General features: G+C 68.4%; 17 protein-coding genes. 6 read left to right on the plus strand and 11 right to left on the minus strand.

All coding sequences use genetic code 11. The annotated features are described in order from the left end of the window. Nucleotides 1-248 precede the first annotated feature (248 nt). Together J2753_RS12810 and J2753_RS12815 are read right to left on the minus strand one after the other, a co-directional pair. The gene (locus tag J2753_RS12810; RefSeq protein WP_209492456.1) at nucleotides 249-1,262 is read right to left on the minus strand and encodes a DUF1028 domain-containing protein; all 1,014 of its coding nucleotides are present in this window, start codon (nucleotides 1,260-1,262) and stop codon (nucleotides 249-251) included. Nucleotides 1,263-1,309: 47 nt separating this feature from the next. Then, nucleotides 1,310-1,810, minus strand: a complete 501-nt coding sequence (locus J2753_RS12815; protein WP_245334645.1) for a DUF7528 family protein — start codon at nucleotides 1,808-1,810, stop codon at nucleotides 1,310-1,312. A gap of 127 nt (nucleotides 1,811-1,937) precedes the next feature. Between J2753_RS12815 and J2753_RS12820 the strand changes: the two genes are divergently transcribed. Both J2753_RS12820 and J2753_RS12825 read left to right on the plus strand, forming a co-directional pair. Beyond that, on the plus strand, nucleotides 1,938-2,720 hold the full coding sequence (locus J2753_RS12820) for a DUF7117 family protein (protein ID WP_209492457.1): 783 nt from the start codon (nucleotides 1,938-1,940) through the stop codon (nucleotides 2,718-2,720). Nucleotides 2,721-2,802: 82 nt separating this feature from the next. After that, on the plus strand, nucleotides 2,803-3,249 hold the full coding sequence (locus J2753_RS12825; RefSeq protein ID WP_209492458.1) for a universal stress protein: 447 nt from the start codon (nucleotides 2,803-2,805) through the stop codon (nucleotides 3,247-3,249). Between the two features lie 168 nt (nucleotides 3,250-3,417). Here the strand turns inward: J2753_RS12825 and J2753_RS12830 are convergent, their stop codons facing one another. From J2753_RS12830 to J2753_RS12845, 4 genes are all read right to left on the minus strand, one after another. Then, complete coding sequence (locus tag J2753_RS12830) at nucleotides 3,418-4,332, minus strand: bifunctional 5,10-methylenetetrahydrofolate dehydrogenase/5,10-methenyltetrahydrofolate cyclohydrolase (protein ID WP_209492459.1); 915 nt, start codon at nucleotides 4,330-4,332, stop codon at nucleotides 3,418-3,420. A gap of 88 nt (nucleotides 4,333-4,420) precedes the next feature. After that, complete coding sequence (locus J2753_RS12835) at nucleotides 4,421-7,027, minus strand: PAS domain-containing protein (RefSeq protein ID WP_209492460.1); 2,607 nt, start codon at nucleotides 7,025-7,027, stop codon at nucleotides 4,421-4,423. A 47-nt stretch (nucleotides 7,028-7,074) separates the two neighbouring features. Continuing rightward, nucleotides 7,075-8,322 (minus strand): serine hydroxymethyltransferase, encoded by a 1,248-nt coding sequence (glyA, locus tag J2753_RS12840; RefSeq protein ID WP_209492461.1) that lies wholly within the window; start codon nucleotides 8,320-8,322, stop codon nucleotides 7,075-7,077. A 107-nt stretch (nucleotides 8,323-8,429) separates the two neighbouring features. Then, on the minus strand, nucleotides 8,430-8,567 hold the full coding sequence (locus J2753_RS12845) for a hypothetical protein (RefSeq protein ID WP_209492462.1): 138 nt from the start codon (nucleotides 8,565-8,567) through the stop codon (nucleotides 8,430-8,432). Between the two features lie 112 nt (nucleotides 8,568-8,679). On the opposite strand from J2753_RS12845, the gene tbsP reads away from it, so the two are divergent. Together tbsP and J2753_RS12855 are read left to right on the plus strand one after the other, a co-directional pair. Further along, the gene (gene tbsP / locus J2753_RS12850) at nucleotides 8,680-9,501 is read left to right on the plus strand and encodes a transcriptional regulator TbsP (protein WP_209492463.1); all 822 of its coding nucleotides are present in this window, start codon (nucleotides 8,680-8,682) and stop codon (nucleotides 9,499-9,501) included. A gap of 46 nt (nucleotides 9,502-9,547) precedes the next feature. Next, on the plus strand, nucleotides 9,548-11,254 hold the full coding sequence (locus tag J2753_RS12855; RefSeq protein WP_209492464.1) for a YcaO-like family protein: 1,707 nt from the start codon (nucleotides 9,548-9,550) through the stop codon (nucleotides 11,252-11,254). A gap of 17 nt (nucleotides 11,255-11,271) precedes the next feature. On the opposite strand, the gene J2753_RS12860 is transcribed toward J2753_RS12855, so the two are convergent. Continuing rightward, a complete protein-coding gene (locus tag J2753_RS12860; RefSeq protein ID WP_209492465.1) occupies nucleotides 11,272-12,291 on the minus strand; it encodes an amidohydrolase family protein in 1,020 nt (339 codons plus the stop codon). A gap of 80 nt (nucleotides 12,292-12,371) precedes the next feature. On the opposite strand from J2753_RS12860, the gene J2753_RS12865 reads away from it, so the two are divergent. After that, the gene (locus J2753_RS12865) at nucleotides 12,372-13,214 is read left to right on the plus strand and encodes a PAS domain S-box protein (protein WP_209492466.1); all 843 of its coding nucleotides are present in this window, start codon (nucleotides 12,372-12,374) and stop codon (nucleotides 13,212-13,214) included. Between the two features lie 337 nt (nucleotides 13,215-13,551). On the opposite strand, the gene J2753_RS12870 is transcribed toward J2753_RS12865, so the two are convergent. The 3 genes from J2753_RS12870 to J2753_RS12880 form a co-directional block, all read right to left on the minus strand. Continuing rightward, the gene (locus tag J2753_RS12870) at nucleotides 13,552-14,247 is read right to left on the minus strand and encodes a DUF4382 domain-containing protein (protein WP_209492467.1); all 696 of its coding nucleotides are present in this window, start codon (nucleotides 14,245-14,247) and stop codon (nucleotides 13,552-13,554) included. Between the two features lie 203 nt (nucleotides 14,248-14,450). Then, a complete protein-coding gene (locus J2753_RS12875; RefSeq protein ID WP_209492468.1) occupies nucleotides 14,451-15,605 on the minus strand; it encodes an acyl-CoA dehydrogenase family protein in 1,155 nt (384 codons plus the stop codon). A gap of 94 nt (nucleotides 15,606-15,699) precedes the next feature. Continuing rightward, nucleotides 15,700-16,875, minus strand: a complete 1,176-nt coding sequence (locus J2753_RS12880; protein WP_209492469.1) for an inorganic phosphate transporter — start codon at nucleotides 16,873-16,875, stop codon at nucleotides 15,700-15,702. A 131-nt stretch (nucleotides 16,876-17,006) separates the two neighbouring features. Between J2753_RS12880 and J2753_RS12885 the strand changes: the two genes are divergently transcribed. Further along, on the plus strand, nucleotides 17,007-17,753 hold the full coding sequence (locus tag J2753_RS12885) for a DUF445 family protein (protein WP_209492470.1): 747 nt from the start codon (nucleotides 17,007-17,009) through the stop codon (nucleotides 17,751-17,753). Here J2753_RS12885 and J2753_RS12890 read toward each other — a convergent pair whose 3' ends face one another. Next, the gene (locus tag J2753_RS12890) at nucleotides 17,754-18,479 is read right to left on the minus strand and encodes a hypothetical protein (protein ID WP_209492471.1); all 726 of its coding nucleotides are present in this window, start codon (nucleotides 18,477-18,479) and stop codon (nucleotides 17,754-17,756) included. Nucleotides 18,480-18,593 lie beyond the last annotated feature (114 nt).

An 18,593-nucleotide genomic window follows, 5' to 3' on the forward strand; every position in this document is an offset into this window, starting at 1 on the left:
CCCTCGCTGCTCACGGGTCACTCCGTTCCCCGTTCGCTTTCCGAGCCTGTTTGCCGCCACGCTTCGCGTGGCGTTTTCCGTCCCTCACTGCTCACGGGTCACTCCGTTCCCCGTTCGCTTTCCGAGCCTGTTTGCCGCCACGCTCCGCGTGGCGTTTTCCGTTCCCCGCTGCTCACGGGTCACTCCGTTCCCCGTTCGCTTTCCGAGCCTGTTTGCCGCCACGCTCCGCGTGGCGTTTTCCAGGCTCGTTACTGCCGCTCCAGTCGCTGCAGCCCGTGCCAGATGGCGTCGACCATCCGCTCTTCCCCCTCGCCCTCGGCGTCGTCCCAGCCGCGGGCCAGCGCGTCCTCGATGGTCGGCAGCGAGTGGTTCTCGAAGTTGTTGAACCCGCGGAACGCCTCCAGCGCCTCGCGCTGGGGTTCGGCGAACGCCACGACGCCCTCGGCATCCTCGACGTCGTCGGACGCCGTCCGACTGCCCGACGAGGTTCCCTCGTCGACATCGAGATGGCCCAGATCCACCAGCGTCTCCGCGACTTCCTTCGCCGTCTGGCCGTCGAGTTCCTGCACGTCATCGGGCTCCTTGCGGCCCAGCAGCGTCACGTCGTAGAGCTTGAACACCCGCCGGAGCTCCTGAATCGGCGTCTCGTGATCGTCGACGCGCACGTCGATCCAGCGGTCGTTGCCGCCGTCGTAGCCGCCCTCGGGCTTGACGACGTACAGCGCCGCGGCCTGCTTCCCGCGGCTGTCGCCGCCGGCCTCGTCGCCGGCTTCGAGCGCCGCGAGCAGGCGCTCGGGCAGGCCGCCGTTGGCGTCCTCGAACGCCCCGGCCATCGCATAGACCGTCTCCTCGTTCTCGAGGATGTTCCCTTGGACGGTGTAGTTCTCCCCCTGTACGTCCAGCGCGGTGTCGAAGCAGTCCTCGCCGGTGAAGCCGGCCACGGAGCCGTCGGCGTCGCCGGACGCGTCCGCGTCCGGCTGGCTCGCGGAAGCGTCGCTCCCGCGAACGCCGACGACGCCGACCTGCCGGCGCTCGGCCTCGTCATCCTCCTCGGTCAGCCGTTCGACCGTCTCCTCCGCTGTGAGGCCGTTCCGGAGGTGCTCGAGGCCGTCCTCACCGTAGGCGACGTTGGCGAAGCTCTGCGTGGCGATAGCGCCCGCGTCGGCGCTCGCGAACGGTACCACCGAGCCGACGCTGACGAACTTCGACTGAACCGCGATACCCACCGCGTCGCCCTCTTTGGCGACGATTGAGAACGTCATGTTCCGTCGTTGGGTTGGGTTGAGAAAAAGCGTTGAGGCTGCGCGGGTCAGTCCATCGGCGCCACCTCCGTCTCGGCCCGCGGTCGGCTCCGCACGGCCCTCTTTTCGGCGGTCAGTGGCTGCTCGGCCACCAGTTCGCAGTCGAAGGCGGGGTGTTCCGCGAAGTGCCGGACGAGCAAATGCCGACGAGTGCCGGAAACGCCCTCGCCGGCGGCGTCGCCGACGGCCGCCGCGTCGAACTTCATCGGGAGCCGCTGGTAGAGCCGTTCGAACGCCCGGAAATCGCGGAAGCGCTTCTGGTGGCCCGCCGAGTCCGCGGCGCGCCGCGAAACCACGTAGCTGCCGTCCTCGCGGTGTTCGCTCACGGTCCGGACGAACGTCCGCCGGCCCGCCAGCGCCGCCGTCAGTTCGTCCCGGAGCCGTGTCGCGGCCGCCCGCGAGAGCCGTCGCTCGCCGTCCGGGAGCGAGAGAACCACGCCGTCGCCGACGTCCTCAGCGCCGACCGATTTCTCGATCAGCCGCCGTCGGGCGACTTCCTCTATCCTCAAGAGCCATCGTGGTCGACGTAGGCCAGCCGCCGACGTAGCCGTTGTGGGCGTTTGCGGGTCGCTCACACGGGAACAGCCGGGCGACCCGACCGCTCCCGTTTTGCCGCCGGCGCCCCCACTCCCGGCTATGAAGATCCGCGGCGAGCGCGAGTGCAAGAACTGCGGCACGCGCTGGTCCTACTACGAGACGGGCGAGGCCACCTGTCCGGACTGTGGAAGCCTCCGGAGCGTCGCCGTCGAGGAGGAGCGGCGCCGTCACACCGACGGCCCCGCCGACCTCGACCTCACGCCCCAGCGGAGCACGCTGGCGCAGGGGGCCGACATCGAGGACGTGGCTGAGGCCGTCGGGCGGGACTGTCGGGCCTACCTCCGGAAACGCGGGTTCATCAGTGGCGGCGACCTGCTCCCGCTGGACGACAGCTACCTCGCGGTCCAGGAGCTACGAACAGCTATCGCGGACTACAGCCGCGACCGCCGGGTCGGCGTCGCCGGACCACGTCCGGCTGCCCGAGGGACATCGTCCCTCGATGTGGAACACAGCGAGTTCGACGACGCGGCCGCCGAACGCTACCTGCTCGCGCTGATCCGCGGCGCCGAGGACGGTGAGCGCCCCGCGCCCGCGGACGTGCCCGGCGCGCTCACCCCCTCCCGTGGACTGGCGTACGCGATGGCTGTCGAGGAGTACCGCGACGACGTGTCGACCTATCTCGAGGACGAACCCGACCCCGAAGGCCGGCGCATCCTCGAACGCATCCGGGAACAGGAGAAACGCCTCCAGGCGCTCGATGGCGACGTGGCTCCCGAGACGGCCGAGACGCTGGTCAAGGCCTGCCGCGCGCTCGAGCGCTACCTCAACGGCGAGGAGGGGGCACTGGTCGAGGCCGAACAGCGTCTCGACGCGCTCGACTGAGCACAGTCCCAACCCCAGTTCCATGCGCTGTGGTACCGTGTTTTTCACCCGGTTTTATCACCGGACCCCCGTATGAGCAGGTATGGAACACGCACTCGCCGTCGTCGGTCCGGAAGAGGTAGCCAAAGACCTGGTTCGCGAGGCTGGGGAACTGGCCGCCGGCGTCGACGCCCGGCTGACGCTGCTCTGTGTGATCAGCGAGGACGAGTACGCCGACGAACGGGAGGCCCTCGAGGCCATCCCGGAAGCGGACGTGAGCTACTCGGTCGATCAGGCCCTCGAGGGCGCGCGAAGCTTCGCGAGCGACGTGGGGATCGAAGAACTGAGCGACATCGACATCGACTACGAGACCGCCGGCGCCGTCGGCGACCGCGCGGAGACGGTGCTACGGGGCGCTGAGACCCACGACTGCGACCACATCTTCCTGACCGGGCGACGCCGCTCGCCCACGGGGAAGGCCATCTTCGGCGACGTGACTCAGCGGGTCATCCTCGACTTCGAGGGGCCCGTCACTGTCGTCACGGAGTAGCCGACCGCGTTGACGAGAGCCTTCGGCTCTCGTTCGCCAACCAGAAATCGGAGATTTCTGGTGACGCCGTCAGAAGCGATGCTTCTGACTGACCCGGCAACGGCGCGCGAACAGCCGTGACCGCCGTGTCACGGCCTCCGAGTCGATGCCGCAGTCGTGTATGGTCGGCTACGAGTCGATCTCGACGCCAGCCTGCCGAGCCGCGGCGTTGACGGTGTTTCTGAGCAGCATCGCCCGGGTCATCGGCCCCACGCCGCCCGGCACGGGCGTGATGGCGCTCGCGACCTCGCTCGCGCTCTCGTAGTCCACGTCGCCGACAAGCGTCCGGTCGTCGCCCTCGCCGACGGCGTTGATGCCCACGTCAATGACGACCGAGCCCTCGGCCAGCATCTCGCCGGTGACCAGCCTCGGAACCCCCGCGGCGACGACGACCACGTCAGCACGGGAGACGTGGTTCGCCAGATCCTCCGTGTTGGAGTGACAGACCGTCACCGTCGCATCGGCGTCGTCATCACGGCCGAGCAGGAGGTTCGCGAGCGGCTTGCCGACGAGCTCCGAGCGCCCGACGATAACCACGTCCGAGCCCGGAATCTCGACGCCCGCTTCCGTGAGGAGTCGCTGGACGCCCAGCGGCGTACAGGGGACGAACCGCGGGTCCCCGGTCACGAGTCGCCCGACGTTCTCGGGGTGGAAGCCGTCGACGTCCTTCTCGGGGTCGACCCGGCGCAGCGCCGCCGGCTCGTCGACGCCCTCGGTCAGCGGGCGCTGGATCAGGATCCCGTCGATGGCGGGGTCCTCGTTCAGTTGGTCGATAGTGGCGAACAGCTCCGACTGCGGGGCGTCGGTGTCGATCTCGACATGGTGGCTCTCGATGCCGACCTGCTCGCAGTCGCGCTGCTTCATCCGGACGTACGTCTCGCTGGCCGGGTCGTCGCTCATCAGCACGGTCGCCAGCCCCGGTGTCACGCCCGCCTCGCCGAGCCGGCCGACCGCCGCCGTCACCGACTCGCGCACGCTCGCGGCGACGGCCTCGCCGTCGATCACGTCCGCGCGGCCCGGTCGCTCCTGAATGGCGTCGTTCATACGCCGAACAGGGCGGCGTTGCCACTTCAACCCTCGGATATGTGCATATATCCTTCCCGAATGTTGTACGAATAGACAGAAACGTGTATTACTCTGCGTCGACCCGCCGGAGTCGGATCCGAGCAACCGTCCGCCCGTCCCGGCGTTCGAAGCCGAGGTCGCCGCCGACGGACTCGACCGCCCAGCGTACGAGCCAGAGACCGAGGCCGCTGCCGTGCTGGAGTTGGGTGATGTCCCGGTCGCCGGTGACCGCCGCGCGCTCGGTCTCGGGGATACCCGGGCCGGCGTCCATCACCAGCAGGTCGACCCACGCCGACGGCGCCGACTCGAACGGCTCGGCACGGAGTTCGACCGGATCGCCGCCGTGAACGATGGCGTTCTCCACCAACTCCTCGAGCGCCAGGCGAACGTCGGACGTGGCCAGCACCGCGAGGTCCTCGCCGTCCGCGACATCGACGGTCGCCCTGGGGAACCGCCCGCGGGCGTCCGTTGCGACCCCCTCGAACAGCGGCGCGACCGGGATCGGGGAGCGGTCGGCCGTCGGCTCCTCGATGATCCGGCGGATGCGCTTGGCGGTGTCGCTGAGGTCGATCAGCCCGTTCGCGGCCTCGACCAGCCCCACCGCCTCCTCGCGGATCTCGGGATCCTCAGTGTGTTCGAGCACGTTCTCCGCGCGGCCGATGACGACACCCAGATCGTTCCGGAGGTTGTGTCTGAGCAGCCGGTCGAGCACCTTCACGTGGCGCTCCCGGCGCTCGATGTCGGTCACGTCGGTGTAGATGCCGAACGCGCGCACGGAGTCGTCCTGCGCGTAGGGGATCCCCCGGAACAGGAACGTGCGCGCGCCCTGTTCGGTCTCGCGCTGGACTTTCGCGCCGGTCACCGCGCCCTCGCTGATCTGTTCGTTGATCGCTTCCGGCGGCATACTGCCGGCCGGTGCGCCCGCGGGCGAGGAGAGCACCTCGTCGATCCGCTCGCCGACGATAGCCTCGCGGTCGCAGTTGAACACCTCCGCGAACGCGTCGTTGGCCGCGCGGATCACCGGCCCGTTCTCGACGTGTTCGGCGTCGACGACCGGGTCCGGGAGGTTCTCGAACAGCGTCCACAGCCGTTCGTGCTCCTGTCGCAGGTCCTCGCGGGCCGCCGCAAGCGTCGAGCGGTCCTCGACGACGCCGACGAGGCTCTCCCCCGACTCGGTCTGTTCCAGCACCGAGAGGTCGACGTGCGCGGGGAACGACTCCCCGTCGACGGGCGCTATCTGGAGACTCAGCGACACCTCAGACTCGCCCGAGGCGATCTGGCTCTCGGCCCGGTAGAACGCCTCGACGTCGACGAACTCTGTCACGTGCCGACCCACCAGCGCCTCCCGGGTCGTTCCCATCCGTTCTGCCAGCGGCGTCGAGACGTAGTCGACGATCCGGTTCTCGTCCAACGCGAACACCATCCCCTGGATCGACTCGAGCACCGCCTCCCTGCGCCGGAGCCGTGCCTCGCGGTCCGCGCGGTCCAGGGCGGCCACGACCGTCGTCGACAGCAGGCGCGCGAGCGAGAGCTCCTCCTCGTCGAACGCGTCGGGCACTATCGAGCCGATACTGATCGTGCCGTGATCCTCCAGCGGCAGGGTGATCGCCGACCGAACCGCGCCGAAGCGGTCCTCCTCGAGGTCGGGGCTGATCTTGGGGTCGCCCATCTCGAACACCTGGCCGGCGACGCCCTCACCGGCCTCGTAGGTCGGCCGCGCGGGCATCAGCTTTTCGACCCCCTCCGTCTTGGCGGCGAGGCGGAGCACGTCGTCGACTGGGTCGTAGAGCCGGACCGCCACGAGGTCGAAGCCGAGCACGTTGCGGGTCGCCTCGCAGGCGATTTCGGCGACGGCCTGGGGCGTCTCCGCCGCGAAGAGGCGCCGCGTGACGCCGTGAATCCGGTCCAGCACCACCCGTCGGCGCGCCGCGTCGTCGAGTTGCTCGATAGTGATCGTCGCCCCCTCGTCGGTGGGCCGGGCAGTCAGGCGGAGCCACCGGTTCGCGGGCATCAGTCGCTCGACGGTCGACACCGTGCCGTCCTCGGCGTCGAGGTCGTTCGTGACCTGTGCCAGGCGGTCGAGCCCCTCCCAGGGCAGCGCGTCACGCAGATCGCTACCAAGCAGGGCGTCGGTGTTCCGGTCCAGCAGGCCGGCCGCGCGCTCGCCGACGTAGCTGATCCGGCCCGTTTCGTCCACCGCCAGCGTCCCCGACGGCGGCGGCCGGCCCTCGGGGAGGGCGTCGGTTTCGGTCGCGCTCGGTGGCTGGCCGGCGCTCTGCCGGGGCTGGTTCGCCCCGGCGCCGTCGGAGACGGTCTCGTTGGTTCGCTGTGCTATCGCCGTCCGAGCGCCGGCGATCCGGTCCAGAAGCGACCCAGCGTCCCACTCGTCGGCGTCCTGCGGCAGCACTACATCGACGCCGGCCGCGGTCGCGGCTGCGACGCCGTCGGGCGTCGTCTCCGGCGGGCAGTAAGCGATCGGCGTCTCCGGCGCGGCCGCTCGGAGCGCGTCGAAGTCAGTGTCGGTGACGCCCACGAGAACCGCGTCGGGGCGGCGGTCGGGCACGGCTGCGGCGGCGGCCTCCGGATCGGCCGTCAGAAGCGCCCAGTCTCGCCCTCCGCAGGCGGCAGCGACGGACGCGGGAGGGGCAGCACGACCGATCCAGAGGGTCTGCATCACCCGTGGTGAGAAGACCCACACGGATAACCGTCCCGCTCCGGGGTCTACTCGTACAGCGGGTGCTCGTCGGTCAGGTCGCCGATCGTCTCGGACACCTCGGCGATCACGTCCTCGTCGTCGGGCGCGTCGACGACATCAGCGATGCAGTCAGCGACGGTACGGCAGTCACTCGCCGTGAAGCCACGGGTCGTGATGGCGGGCGTCCCCACGCGGATGCCGGAGGGGTTGAACGGCGAGCGCGTCTCGCCGGGTACGGTGTTGGCGTTGAGGACGACGCCGGCCTTCTCCAGGGCCTCCTCGACGTCCTTCCCGGTCGTGTCGGGGTGGGACGGCCGGAGATCGGCGAGCACGAGGTGGGTGTCGGTCCCACCGGAAACGAGCTCCAGCCCGCGGTCCTGCAGGCGCTCGGCCATCGCCTCGGCGTTGGTCACGACGCGGGCCGCGTACTCCTCGAACTCCGGGGTGAGTGCTTCCTTGAAACCGACGGCCTTGCCGGCGATGTTGTGCATCAGTGGGCCGCCCTGCATCCCGGGGATGACCGCGCTGTCGACGGCCTCGCCCCACTCGTCGCCGCACATGACCATCCCGCCGCGGCCGGCGCGGATGGTTTTGTGCGTCGAGCCAGTGACGAAGTCGGCGATGCCGACCGGCGATTCGTGTTGGCCCGCGGCGACGAGGCCGGTGATGTGGGCGATGTCCGCGAGATGGAGGGCGTCGACTTCCGCGGCGGTCGCCTGGATGCGCTCCCACTCGACCTCGCGGGGGTACGCGGAGTAGCCCGAGACGATCATGTCGGGGTCGAACGCGTCGGCCTTCTCGGCCAGTCCCTCGTAGTCGATGTAGCCGGTCTCGCCGTCGCACTCGTAATGCTGCACCTCGAAATGTTCGCCGACGAAGTTGGCGTGGTGGCCGTGGCTGAGGTGGCCGCCGTGGGTCAGATCGAGGCTGAGGATCTTGTCGCCGGGGTCCAGCGCGGCGATGTAGACGGCCATGTTCGCCTGCGACCCGGAGTGGGGCTGGACGTTGACGTGCTCGGCGCCCCAGAGCTCCTTCGCACGGTCGATTGCGAGCTGTTCGACCGTGTCAGCGTGCTCGCAGCCGCCGTAGTAGCGGTGGTTCGGGTAGCCCTCGGCGTACTTGTTGGTGAGCGCGCTGGACTGAGCATCCATCACGGCCTCGGAGACGTGGTTCTCGCTGGCGATCAGGGTGATCGTGTCCTGTTGCCGAGCGATCTCGGCTTCGAGTGCGTCTGCGGTGTCGGGGTCCACCTGCCGGACGTGGTCGTGCTCCATATCCTCATGCCCGTCCACTGCCGGGTTAAGCCTAACTGTCGCCGACCGCGCGCCCGACACCGGGATCGAGCTCAAACGCTCCCCGCAGCCTACGCGAACCGGGCGACCTACCGCGGGCGCGCCGACGGCTCGATCTCGGTCGTGGCCGTGCGCAACGACGTCGAGATGGGCACCGAGGGGGTGGGCTCCACGAGCGTCTCGTCGGCGGCGACGGCGCCGTTCTGGACCGCGAGGAACCGCAGCATCGCCAGTAGTTGTTTCCATAGTCATCCCCCATAAGCAATAGCTTGCAGAGGCGCTGAGACGGTGGTTTTCCCGTTAATATTAAATATAGAGTGCCGCATATACTCTACTAGAATGACATCGAATTTACTTGGCGGCGAAATCGAGGATATCCTCCGGGAGAGCATCGACGACGCTGGTGACGAACTGCTGTTCGTCGACCCCTCCGCGGCCGCCGTCGAGGCGCTGATCGACCTCGGCACCGAGTACGAAGGCGACCTCCCGACCGTGAAGCTCCTCGCTAACGAGCGCATGCTCAAGGACGTAATGGACGACTTCCTCGTCGCGAGCAACGCCGCGGACCTGGCCGAGTCCGGCGCCCTCGAACTCCGGAACCTCGATGCGGACACCGACAACGCGCTGCTGATTACCGAGGAGCGCACCGTCGCCGTCGTCGCCGCCGGCGGCGCCGTCGCCGGCCTGACCACCGACGACGAGGAGTTCACCGGGCTGGCCTACGAGGACTACGCCGAACGCTTCGACGCCGCCGACCAGTTCAATCTCCGCACGCCCGCCATCTCCCGCGTCCGCGAGACGATGGCCGACGACATCGGCGAACAGTCCCGTGAGGACTTCGACAGCGTGCTCCAGTCGCTGGAGACCGCCCGCGGCGACGGCGACGGCCTCGACGAGGTCACCATCTCGCTGCTGGTCGCCGCCAAGAACGACATCCTGCTCTACGACATCAGCAAGTGGGGCGAGGACGTGGGTATCGCCTCGAAGGCGACGTTCTCCCGAACCAAGACCCGCCTCGAGGAGCTCGGCCTGATCGACACCGAGAAAGTCCCCATCGACGTGGGTCGCCCGCGCCTGCGCCTGAAACTCGGCGACGAGCGACTCCACGACGCCGACGCCGAGGAGATCGCCAGCGTCGCCCAGTCGATGATCGCCAGCTAAGCCGGCACCCGTCCCTTTTTGCGAGCCGCGCCCCCCCTCTCGATCCATGGATATCGGAATCGTCGGGAGCGGCCCCGCCGCCGACGCCATCGAGGCGGCGATGGCCGACCTCGACGCACGAGTCGTCGAGACGGGCAGCGACGGGTTCGGCGACATCGGCTTCTGCTTCGTCGTCGGCGCCGCCGGCGCGGACGCGTTCGGCGCCGCCGCCGACAGCGACGCGCTGGATCGCTGGGTCGCCGTCGAAATCGGCGGCATCGGCGGCCACGCCGTCGACGAGATCGACGCCGCCGTCTCGGTGTACACGCCCACCTCCGGCTGCTACCGCTGTCTGCAGCGCCGCGTCGACGCCACGGCCGAAGCGAGCAAAGCGAAACCCTCCGCGCCCACCAGCGCCGTGCGCTACGCGGGCGCGCTCGCCGGCCGCCGCGCCACCCGGATCCTGACCGGCGAGGATCTCGGCGGCACCGTCGTCGAAGTCGACGGCCCCGAGCGCCGGTTCCAGCCGGTGCCGTTCTGTGGCTGTTCGCCCGGCCGGGACCGGATGCTCTCGCTCTCCGACCGCGAGACCGACCTCGAAGAGGCACTCAGCCGTGCCGAGGCGGCCGTCGACGAGCGCGTGGGGATCGTCGAGCAGGTCGGCGAACAGGCCTCGTTCCCGCTGCCGTACTACATGGCCGCCAACGCCGGGACCGAGGGGTTCTCCGACGCCAGCGCCGCTCCCTTCGCCGCCGGCGCCGCCGCCGACTGGAACGAGGCGTACATGAAGGCACTGGGCGAGGCGCTGGAGCGCTACGCCGCCGGCGTCTACCGGAACGCGGAGTTCCGCCACGCGCCCGCGACGGCACTCGACAACGCCGTTTCGCCCGACCGGTTCGTCACCTCGGACAGCTACGACCCGGATCCGGCGGCCGAGCGCCCGTGGGTCCCGGGACTGGACCTCGAAAGCGAGGACGGCGTCTGGCTCCCGGCCGAAGCCGTCCAGTACCCCCCGCCCGAACAGCGGATCAAGCCGCCGATCACCACCGGTCTCGGCCTCGGGAGTTCGACCGTCGAGGCGACGATTTCGGGGCTCTCGGAGGTCATCGAGCGCGACGCGACGATGCTCTCGTGGTACTCCGACTACGAGCCGCTTGGGCTCTCCATCGACGACGAGCGCTTCACCGAACTCGAGAAACGCGCCGCGAGCGAGGACCTGACCGTCACGGTCACCCTGCTCACGCAGGACATCGACGTGCCGGTCGTCGCAGCCACCGTCCACCGTGCTGGTGGCGAGTGGCCTCGATTCGCCGCCGGATCCGGCGCCGATCTAGACCCCGTCGACGCCGCCACCGGCGCGCTGGCGGAGGCGATCCAGAACTGGATCGAACTCCGAGACATGGGCCCCGAACAGGCCGCCGACGAGGGCGGCGCCATCGCCGAGTACGCCGACTTCCCGGACCGCGTCCGAGAGCTAACCCACCCCGCGACGACGATTCCCGCCGAGAGCGTCGCGGACGACGCCGATCTATCGGGCGGGGAAGCACTCGAAACGCTCGTCGAGCGCGTGCGAGAAGCGAACCTCACCCCCTACGCCGCCCGGACGACCACTCGCGACGTGGCAACGCTGGGCTTCGAGGGCGTCCGAGCGGTGATTCCGAAAGCCCAGCCCCTGTTCACCGCAGAGCCGTTCTTCGGCGACCGACTCGACCGCGTCGCCGCGTCGATGGGGTTCGAGGCGAAGCCCGGTCGGGCCTACCACCCCTATCCGTAACCAATCACTCCAACTCTCTATAGCAGCACGCCCTTTACGTCGCCCTCGCCGGCCCGTCGAACCACCGCACGAACGGGGTCCTCGGCGCCCGCGAGGTTGTCCGAATCGCCGTCGAGGGTCAGTAGCTTCGCGGGTCGGCCCTCCTCGATCAGGCCGTACTCCTTCTCGGCCAGTTTCGCGCCGTTGCGGGTCGCCATCCGGAGCACTTCGGTCGCGCTCACGTCGGCGAGTTTGGCGGTGAACTCCATCTCGCGGAACATCGACGGCGAGTTCAGCATCACGTTATCCGTCCCCAGCGCGACGGTCGTGCGCTCGACCAGTTCACGGATGGGGGCGACGCCGACGTTGGTGACGAGGTTCGACCGCGGGCAGACGACGACGGGAAGTTCCTCGTCCTCGATCCGGTCGAGGTGTTCGTCTCGCGGGTGGACGACGTGGATCAGGAACGCCGGGTCGAGATCCATCGCGGGCGTGAGGTCGTGGGGGTCGCGCTCGCCGGCGTGGATGGCGAACGACTTCCCTGCCTCGCGGCAGGCCTCCCGGAGGTCGCCGAACTCACTGTCGCGGGCGCCGCTGGCGCCGAAGCCGTCGGCGGCCCGCATCGCGTCGGCGCTCTCGCGGCCGAAGATCACGGGGTCGATGTCGCGACCATCGAGGGCGTCCCGGATCGCTTCGACGCCCTCGACGCCGCCCTCGCGGAACTCCAGAAACGCCGCGGTGCCCGAATCCTCCATAAATCGGAGGCTGCGGGCCATCGCCTCGACTTTCTCTTCGCGGCTGGCCTGCCGGAGCAGGCGGTGCTTGAGGCCGTCCGGCGGTGCGACCAGTTCGTCCAGCGAGAGGCCGCCGCCGGCCTCCTTGGCGATGGAGTCGCCGATGTGGGTGTGGGCGTTGACAAAGGCGGGCAGGACGATGTCCGTCGAGTCGGTATCGGCCTCCTCGACGGCGGCGATGCGGCCGTCCTCGACGACGACGCGCCCCTCGATGGGGTCGAACGACTCGCCGCGGAGGATCGTTCCCTCGAGCGTGGTGGCCATACCCGGACGTGGTGGCGGGGGGCCATGAACGCGACGCCATAGTCGGAAGTTATACCGCGGTGCCGCCGGACCGTCCGGGCATGTCCGATTCACTCCGAGTCGTTGCCGTCGGAGAGGTGCCGCCATCACTGGCCGACCGCGAGGGGTTCGCTGTCCAGTCGGTGTCGGACACGGGCGGCGCGATGGCGACGCTCGAGACATCGGCCGTCGACTGCCTCCTGCTCGACGCCGACTGGGCGGGCGTGCCCGAGCGCGTGCGTCGGCGGTTCCCCGACGTTTCGGTGGTCGTCTATGCCGAGACGGACGCGGTCGACCTCGACGCCGTGCTGGCGGTCGCCGACGGCTTCGTCGCCCGCGAGGCCGGCGAGACGCTACTGGCCCACCGCCTCCCCCGCATCGCCAGTGAGAAAGCCAGCGCCTCGGCGATGCTCGACCGGGAGAGCGCCCGGTTCCAGGAGTTGGCAAAGAGCGTCGGCGTCGGCATCCTCAGCATCGACCAGGACAGCGTGGTCCAGTTCGCCAACCCCGCCATCGAGGACGTGCTGGGCTGGCCGCCCATGGAGCTGGAGGGGGAGTCGCTGGGCGTGCTGATCCCGGACCGCCTCCGAACCAGGCATTTCGAAGGGATGAAGGAGTACCTCTCGACGGGCGAGCGCCAACTCGACTGGTCAGGGGTCGACCTCCCCGCGGAGCACCGGGAGGGCCACGAACTGGAGGTCCGCATCTCGTTCGGCGAGTTCAAACACGACAGCGAACACTACTTCACGGGCGTGATTACCCCCGTCGACGTCGACGATGACCTTCGGGCGGCGCTCGAGGCGGCCCACGACTCCGTCGTCAACGCCCGTGACCGGCACGACGACCGGACACTGGCCGAAGCCGCCGAGACGCTCTCGGAGCTACTGGCACGGCTAGAGCAGTAGCCGTCCGGCGACGACGTTCCCGGCGAGTACCGTGACCGTGCGCCACCGGCGCCCGTGAGTGACCGCTCGGAAAGAACTGCCGCCCGCGAAAAGGCGGTCCCTCATTCGCTCGGCGTCGCCGTCCCCTCGGTGACGGCGTCCCGGACGCGGCGCTCGCCCCCGCGATGGGTAACGCTGATACGCCGGCGCCGCCGACGCGAAGACGGCCGATGACGACGGCACCGCTCCGAGTCGGACTCGGCATCCGGCGACGACGAGCCCTATGAGTGCCGAGGCCGTTCTCCGACCCTGAGTGGTGACGCAAGAAAGAAGCTACCCGCGAACGAAACACCCCGCGTTATTCGCTCGGCGTCGCCGTCCCCTCAGTCTCGGTCACGTCCGAGTAGGAAACCTCGGTACCCTTGGCGACCGGCTGGAGGAGGTACGTCCCGGTCTGGCCCCGCTTGACCGGCGTGAAGTCGGCGGTGAACGTCGTGCGCTGGTCCGCACGGATCTCGAAGGACTCCTTGAACTGCAGCGGCGCCTCGCCGGGCGTCCCGACCTCGGCGTCGCCGCCGCCCGAGAGCGTGGGGTCGACGCTCGAGACATCGAGTTGGAGAAACGCGTACGTGCCCGTCTCGATCTCGTGTTCGTCGACCAGTTTGGTGTTCCCGTCCTGTAGCTGTACGAGGTCGGCCTCCTGCGGTTCGTCGTACTCGTAGTACGTGCGCTCGTCGCTCTGGTCGACGTCCTCCTCGTCCTGCTGGACCGTCTCCTCGGCCGTGGCGGTGCTCTCAGCGGTCTCTGTGGCCTCGGTTTCGGTGCCGTCGGTTTCCTCGGTCTCCGTGCCGTCCATCTCCTTCAGCCAGAACCCCTGGATAGTGACGACACAGCTCTCGAAGTCCGAGATATCTCCCGGTGCGTCCTTCACTTTCGTCGCGAGTGTCCCTGTGGCCGACCCGCCCGTACAGCCGGCCAGCCCCGTGATGCCCGCGAGACCGATTGCGCCAGCCGCTCGGAGATACGTTCGTCGTGTCGTCGTTGTGTCGCTCATACACTTGTCGGGAGTGCCCAGACAGGGGTAAACCGGGGAGTTACTCGGCCGGAGTTGGGGGCGACTTTACCCCGATTAACCGCGGATTAGGCCCAGCGAACCGCAAGCAGTGGCCGGGGCGCCGCAGAAGGGGTGAATCGCGGCGTTCCGCGAGCGGCCCGCGGGTCACGCGACACTCAGTAGCCCTCGCTCAGTAGCCCCGCTCAATACCCCTCACCCAGTAGCTCCCGCGCGACGATGTTCTTCTGAATCTCGGTCGTCCCCTCGTAGATCTGGGTGATCTTCGAGTCCCGATAGAGTCGCTCCACGTCGAAGTCGTCGACGAAGCCCGCGCCGCCGTGGATCTGGACCGCCTCGTCGGCGACGTCCGTCGCCACGTCGGAGGCGAACTCCTTGGCCATCGACGCCAGCATCGTGAGGTCGTCCTCGGCGTGTTCGACGCTCCAAGCGGACTTGTACGTCAACTGCCGGGCCGCCTCGGTCCGGGTGTGCATCTCCGAAAGCTTGTGCCGAATCGCCTGAAACTCCGAAATCGAGCGGCCGAACTGCTCGCGCTCCTCCGCGTACGCCAGCGCACGCTCGGCGGCGCCCTTCGCGATACCGACCGCCTGCGCCGCGACCATCGTTCGCGTCTCGTCGAAGAACTGCATCAACTGGGGGAACCCCATCCCGCGCTGGCCGACGAGGTTCTCCTCGGGCACGCGCACGTCGTCGAACCGGAGCTCCGCCGTGTCGCTGGCCCGAATCCCCAGCTTTCCAGTGATCTTCTCGCTCTCGAACCCCTCGCGGTCGCGCTCGACGATGATCTGGGAGAAGCCGGTGTAGCGATCCCCAACGTCCGGGTCCGTCTCGCACATCACGACGAAGTAGTCGCCGACCGAGCCGTTGGTGATCCACATCTTCGAGCCATCGAGGACCCACTCGTCGCCGTCCTTCTCGGCAGTGGTCGAGATCGAACTTACGTCCGACCCGGCGTGGGGTTCGCTGATGGCCGCGCCCATCACCGCCTCGCCCTCCGTGATCGGCGGGAGATATTCCTCCTTCTGTTCCTCGGTGCCGAACTCCATGATGGCCTCGGCGCCGAAGCCGGCGCTGGTGATACAGAGCGCGATGCCCGGATCGACCGCGAACAGTTCCTCCGTCACCAGCGCCATCTCCAGCGTCGAGTAGCCGACGCCGCCGTACTCGATGGGGAAGTGGGCGCCCGTCAGGCCCAGATCAGCCGCCTGCTCGACGAGTTCGGCGGGGTACCTCTCCTCGCGGTCGTACTCCCCGGCGACGGGTTTGATCTCGTTTTCCGCGAACCGGCGCACCTCCTCCCGTAGCTGCTCCTGTTCCTGGGTCAGTCCGAACTCCATAGCTAATGCAACGAGAAACAGGTGAAGAGTTTTTTGCCGAACGAGGGTGACTGCGCCTCGAAACACGGGTCGACCGCCGACCGAGCGCGTCTCGCTACCAGACGAACCGGAACAGCAGCGTGAACGCGACGTAGGCGCCGACCGTCGAGAGCACGGGCACCACGTTCTGCATCACGAGCACCCGACCCGTCGTCGCGGGGTCGAACAGGTCCGAGGCCGACGGGATGTCCTCCGGCTGTTCCTCACCGATCTCTGGGGGCTGCTCGCCCGGCTCGTCGGCGGCCAGCGCGCCGACCGAAACCTTGGCGGACTCCTCGCCCTGGACACCGCCCGAAAGCGTCGCCGTCCGGGTCGCTCGCCCCCAGCCAAGCCCCACGATAGAGGTGGTGGCGATGATGACGAACGAGGCGGGGATGCCGATCGCCGAGAGTCCGATCACGATGGTCGAGGAGACGACGGCGACGACGATTGCCGCCGTCAGCGGGAGGTCGGTGATGTCGTTGCCCAGCGTGTCGAGCGTCCGGCGGGCGATAGTGAACGCCCCGACCGCGACCGCGACACAGCCCAGCAGGATCAGCATGTTCATGTCGACGCCCGCGCCGGTCAGCGGCGCGATGGCGTTGGCGATGTTGGAGGTGCCCGAGGCAAAGGCCATCAGGCAGCCAATCGAAATGACGACGATGCCGCCGACCATCTCCCGGCGGGTCGTGTTCGGCCCCGGCGCTGGCTTCGGAAACGCCCCAGAACGGTCGAGTTCCATCAGCGCCCCTTCGCTGTTGTCGATGGCGACCCACTGGTTGATCCGTGGGTAGAGGTAACGACCGATCATCCCGGAGACCCAGAAGCCGACGGTCGGCGCGACGAACCACCAGACCGCGATCTCGCCCATCACCTCCCAGTCGAGTTCGCCCGTCGCGACGCCCAGCCCCGCGATGGAGCCGACGGCGGTCATCGACGTCGACGCCGGGACGCCGAAGTAGTTGCCGACGAACAGCGCGCCACCGATGAAAAAGAGCACGACGATGCTCGTCTCGATGGTGAACACGCTGGTGCTGGTGATCAGGTCCTGCCCGAGTTTGTCGACGACCCGGCGCCCGATTGTCCACGCGCCGACGAAGAAGAACACCCCCATCAGCGCCCCAGCGCCGGTTTTGGAGATGGCGTCGGAGCCGACAGCCGGCCCGAACGCGGGGCCGGTCGTCGACCCCCCGATGTTGAACCCGACGAACAGCGCGACCGCGATCCCGACGAGGAGAAGAATATCGACCATACCGAAACGACGTGTGGCTCGCTCTTAAGCGATTGGACCGGGATCGGCGACGGCCATCGGGAGAGATGGGTATACCCGTCTGGAAGCCCGTCGTTACGTATGAACGAACTTCGACAGCGCGAGGTGGGCCGATGAAGCCCTCCCGCGTCGACGCCGTCGTCGACATCGCGTACGGCCTGACCATCTTCGTCGCCATCGTCCTGATCCTCGAACTCGGCACCGCCGTCGGGGTCGCGTTCGGCCTCGGGGTGCTGCTCTCCTACATCATCCACATCGCCTGGAAGATGGCCCGCTTCGACCCCGACTGGATGACCCAGGAGGTCGCCCAGCAGGTCGAAGAGACCGTCAGCGAGGAAGTCTCCGAGAAAGTCACCGAAGAAGTCACGGAAACCGTCAGCGACACCGTGAGCCAGGAGGTCGATCAGGTGACCGAGGAAGTCACGGAAACCGTCAGCGACACCGTGAGCCAGGAGGTCGAACAGACCGTGAGCAAGGAAGTCGACGAGGTCGCCGAGAAGGTCAGCGAAGAGGTCTCCGAAGAAGTCTCGGAGAAGGTGACCGAGGAGGTCAGCGACACCGTCACGGAGGAAGTCAGCGAGACCGTCAGCGAGGAAGTGAGCGAAGAGGTCTCCGAGAAGGTCACCGAGGAGGTCGAACAGACCGTGAGCAAGGAAGTCGACGAGGTCGCCGAGAAGGTCAGCGAAGAGGTCTCCGAGGAGGTCTCGGAGAAAGTCACCGAAGAGGTCGAACAGACCGTCGAGCAGACCGTCAAGCAGGCCGAAGCGGCGAACAACGACGAGGACTCGACGGACGAGGAGGACGGCGAGGAGACAAGCGACGAGGAGGCCGACGACGCCGACGCCGAAGACGGCGAGTAGTCAGGGCGGCGTCGTCGCGTCGACGGCCGTCTCCAGCAGATCCAGCGCCGCGGGGTCGTAGTCGTCCTCGACGCCCGCGACGTTCCAGAGCCCCGAGTCCCGGATCGCCGCGCTCGGACTGTGTCGGCCAAGCCAGTCGACGGGTCGGGGATCAATCGGCTCCCGTCCGGCGTTGCTCACCAGCGCGATGACGCTCCGTTCGAGGACCGCACGGTCACTTTTCGGGCCGGGTTCGTCGTCCAGATCCATCCAGAGGAACGGCTGTTCCCGGAGATACGTGCTCACGCGACGCTCCAGCAGATATTCTTCGTCGCGAACCACTGTCCGGTCCCGATCCACCGTCGACCAGCGCTCGCCCCAGTCGGGGTACTCGGTGTGGAGGTCGTGGTTCTCGATGATCGCTTCACCGACTCGCTTCCGGTAAACCGAGCCACGGTGGTTCCCGCCGTGAGGGTGGGCGTCGCTGCCGTCGCCGGTGCCGGAGTGCTGTTTCAGTCGGTCCCAGAGCGTCGTACTGCTGCCAGCCGACACGGCGTGGGTGCCGACGCGGGTGACGCGCCGCACGCCGTCCTCGTGGTACTGCCCCGGTTCGAGGAAGGCGTAGACCCCGCGGTCGGGCCAGTCCATGTGGCCCGTGCAGTTCTTGAGTCGACGCGCGCCGCCGACGCGCCGATCCAGCCGCTCGAGTACGTCGTAGAACCGGTCGAGGTCGTCCGCCCGGGCCATGCCTCCGCTGTGAGCGCCGCCGACTCAAGCTGTTCGGTCGCGTTCTCCTCGTTTCGACACGTTCGCCGCATGCATGGCGGATGGTCTTCACTCCGCAGCCATATCGGTCGGGCG

The sequence above is a fragment of the Halolamina salifodinae genome (assembly GCF_017874235.1).
Taxonomy (GTDB): domain Archaea; phylum Halobacteriota; class Halobacteria; order Halobacteriales; family Haloferacaceae; genus Halolamina; species Halolamina salifodinae.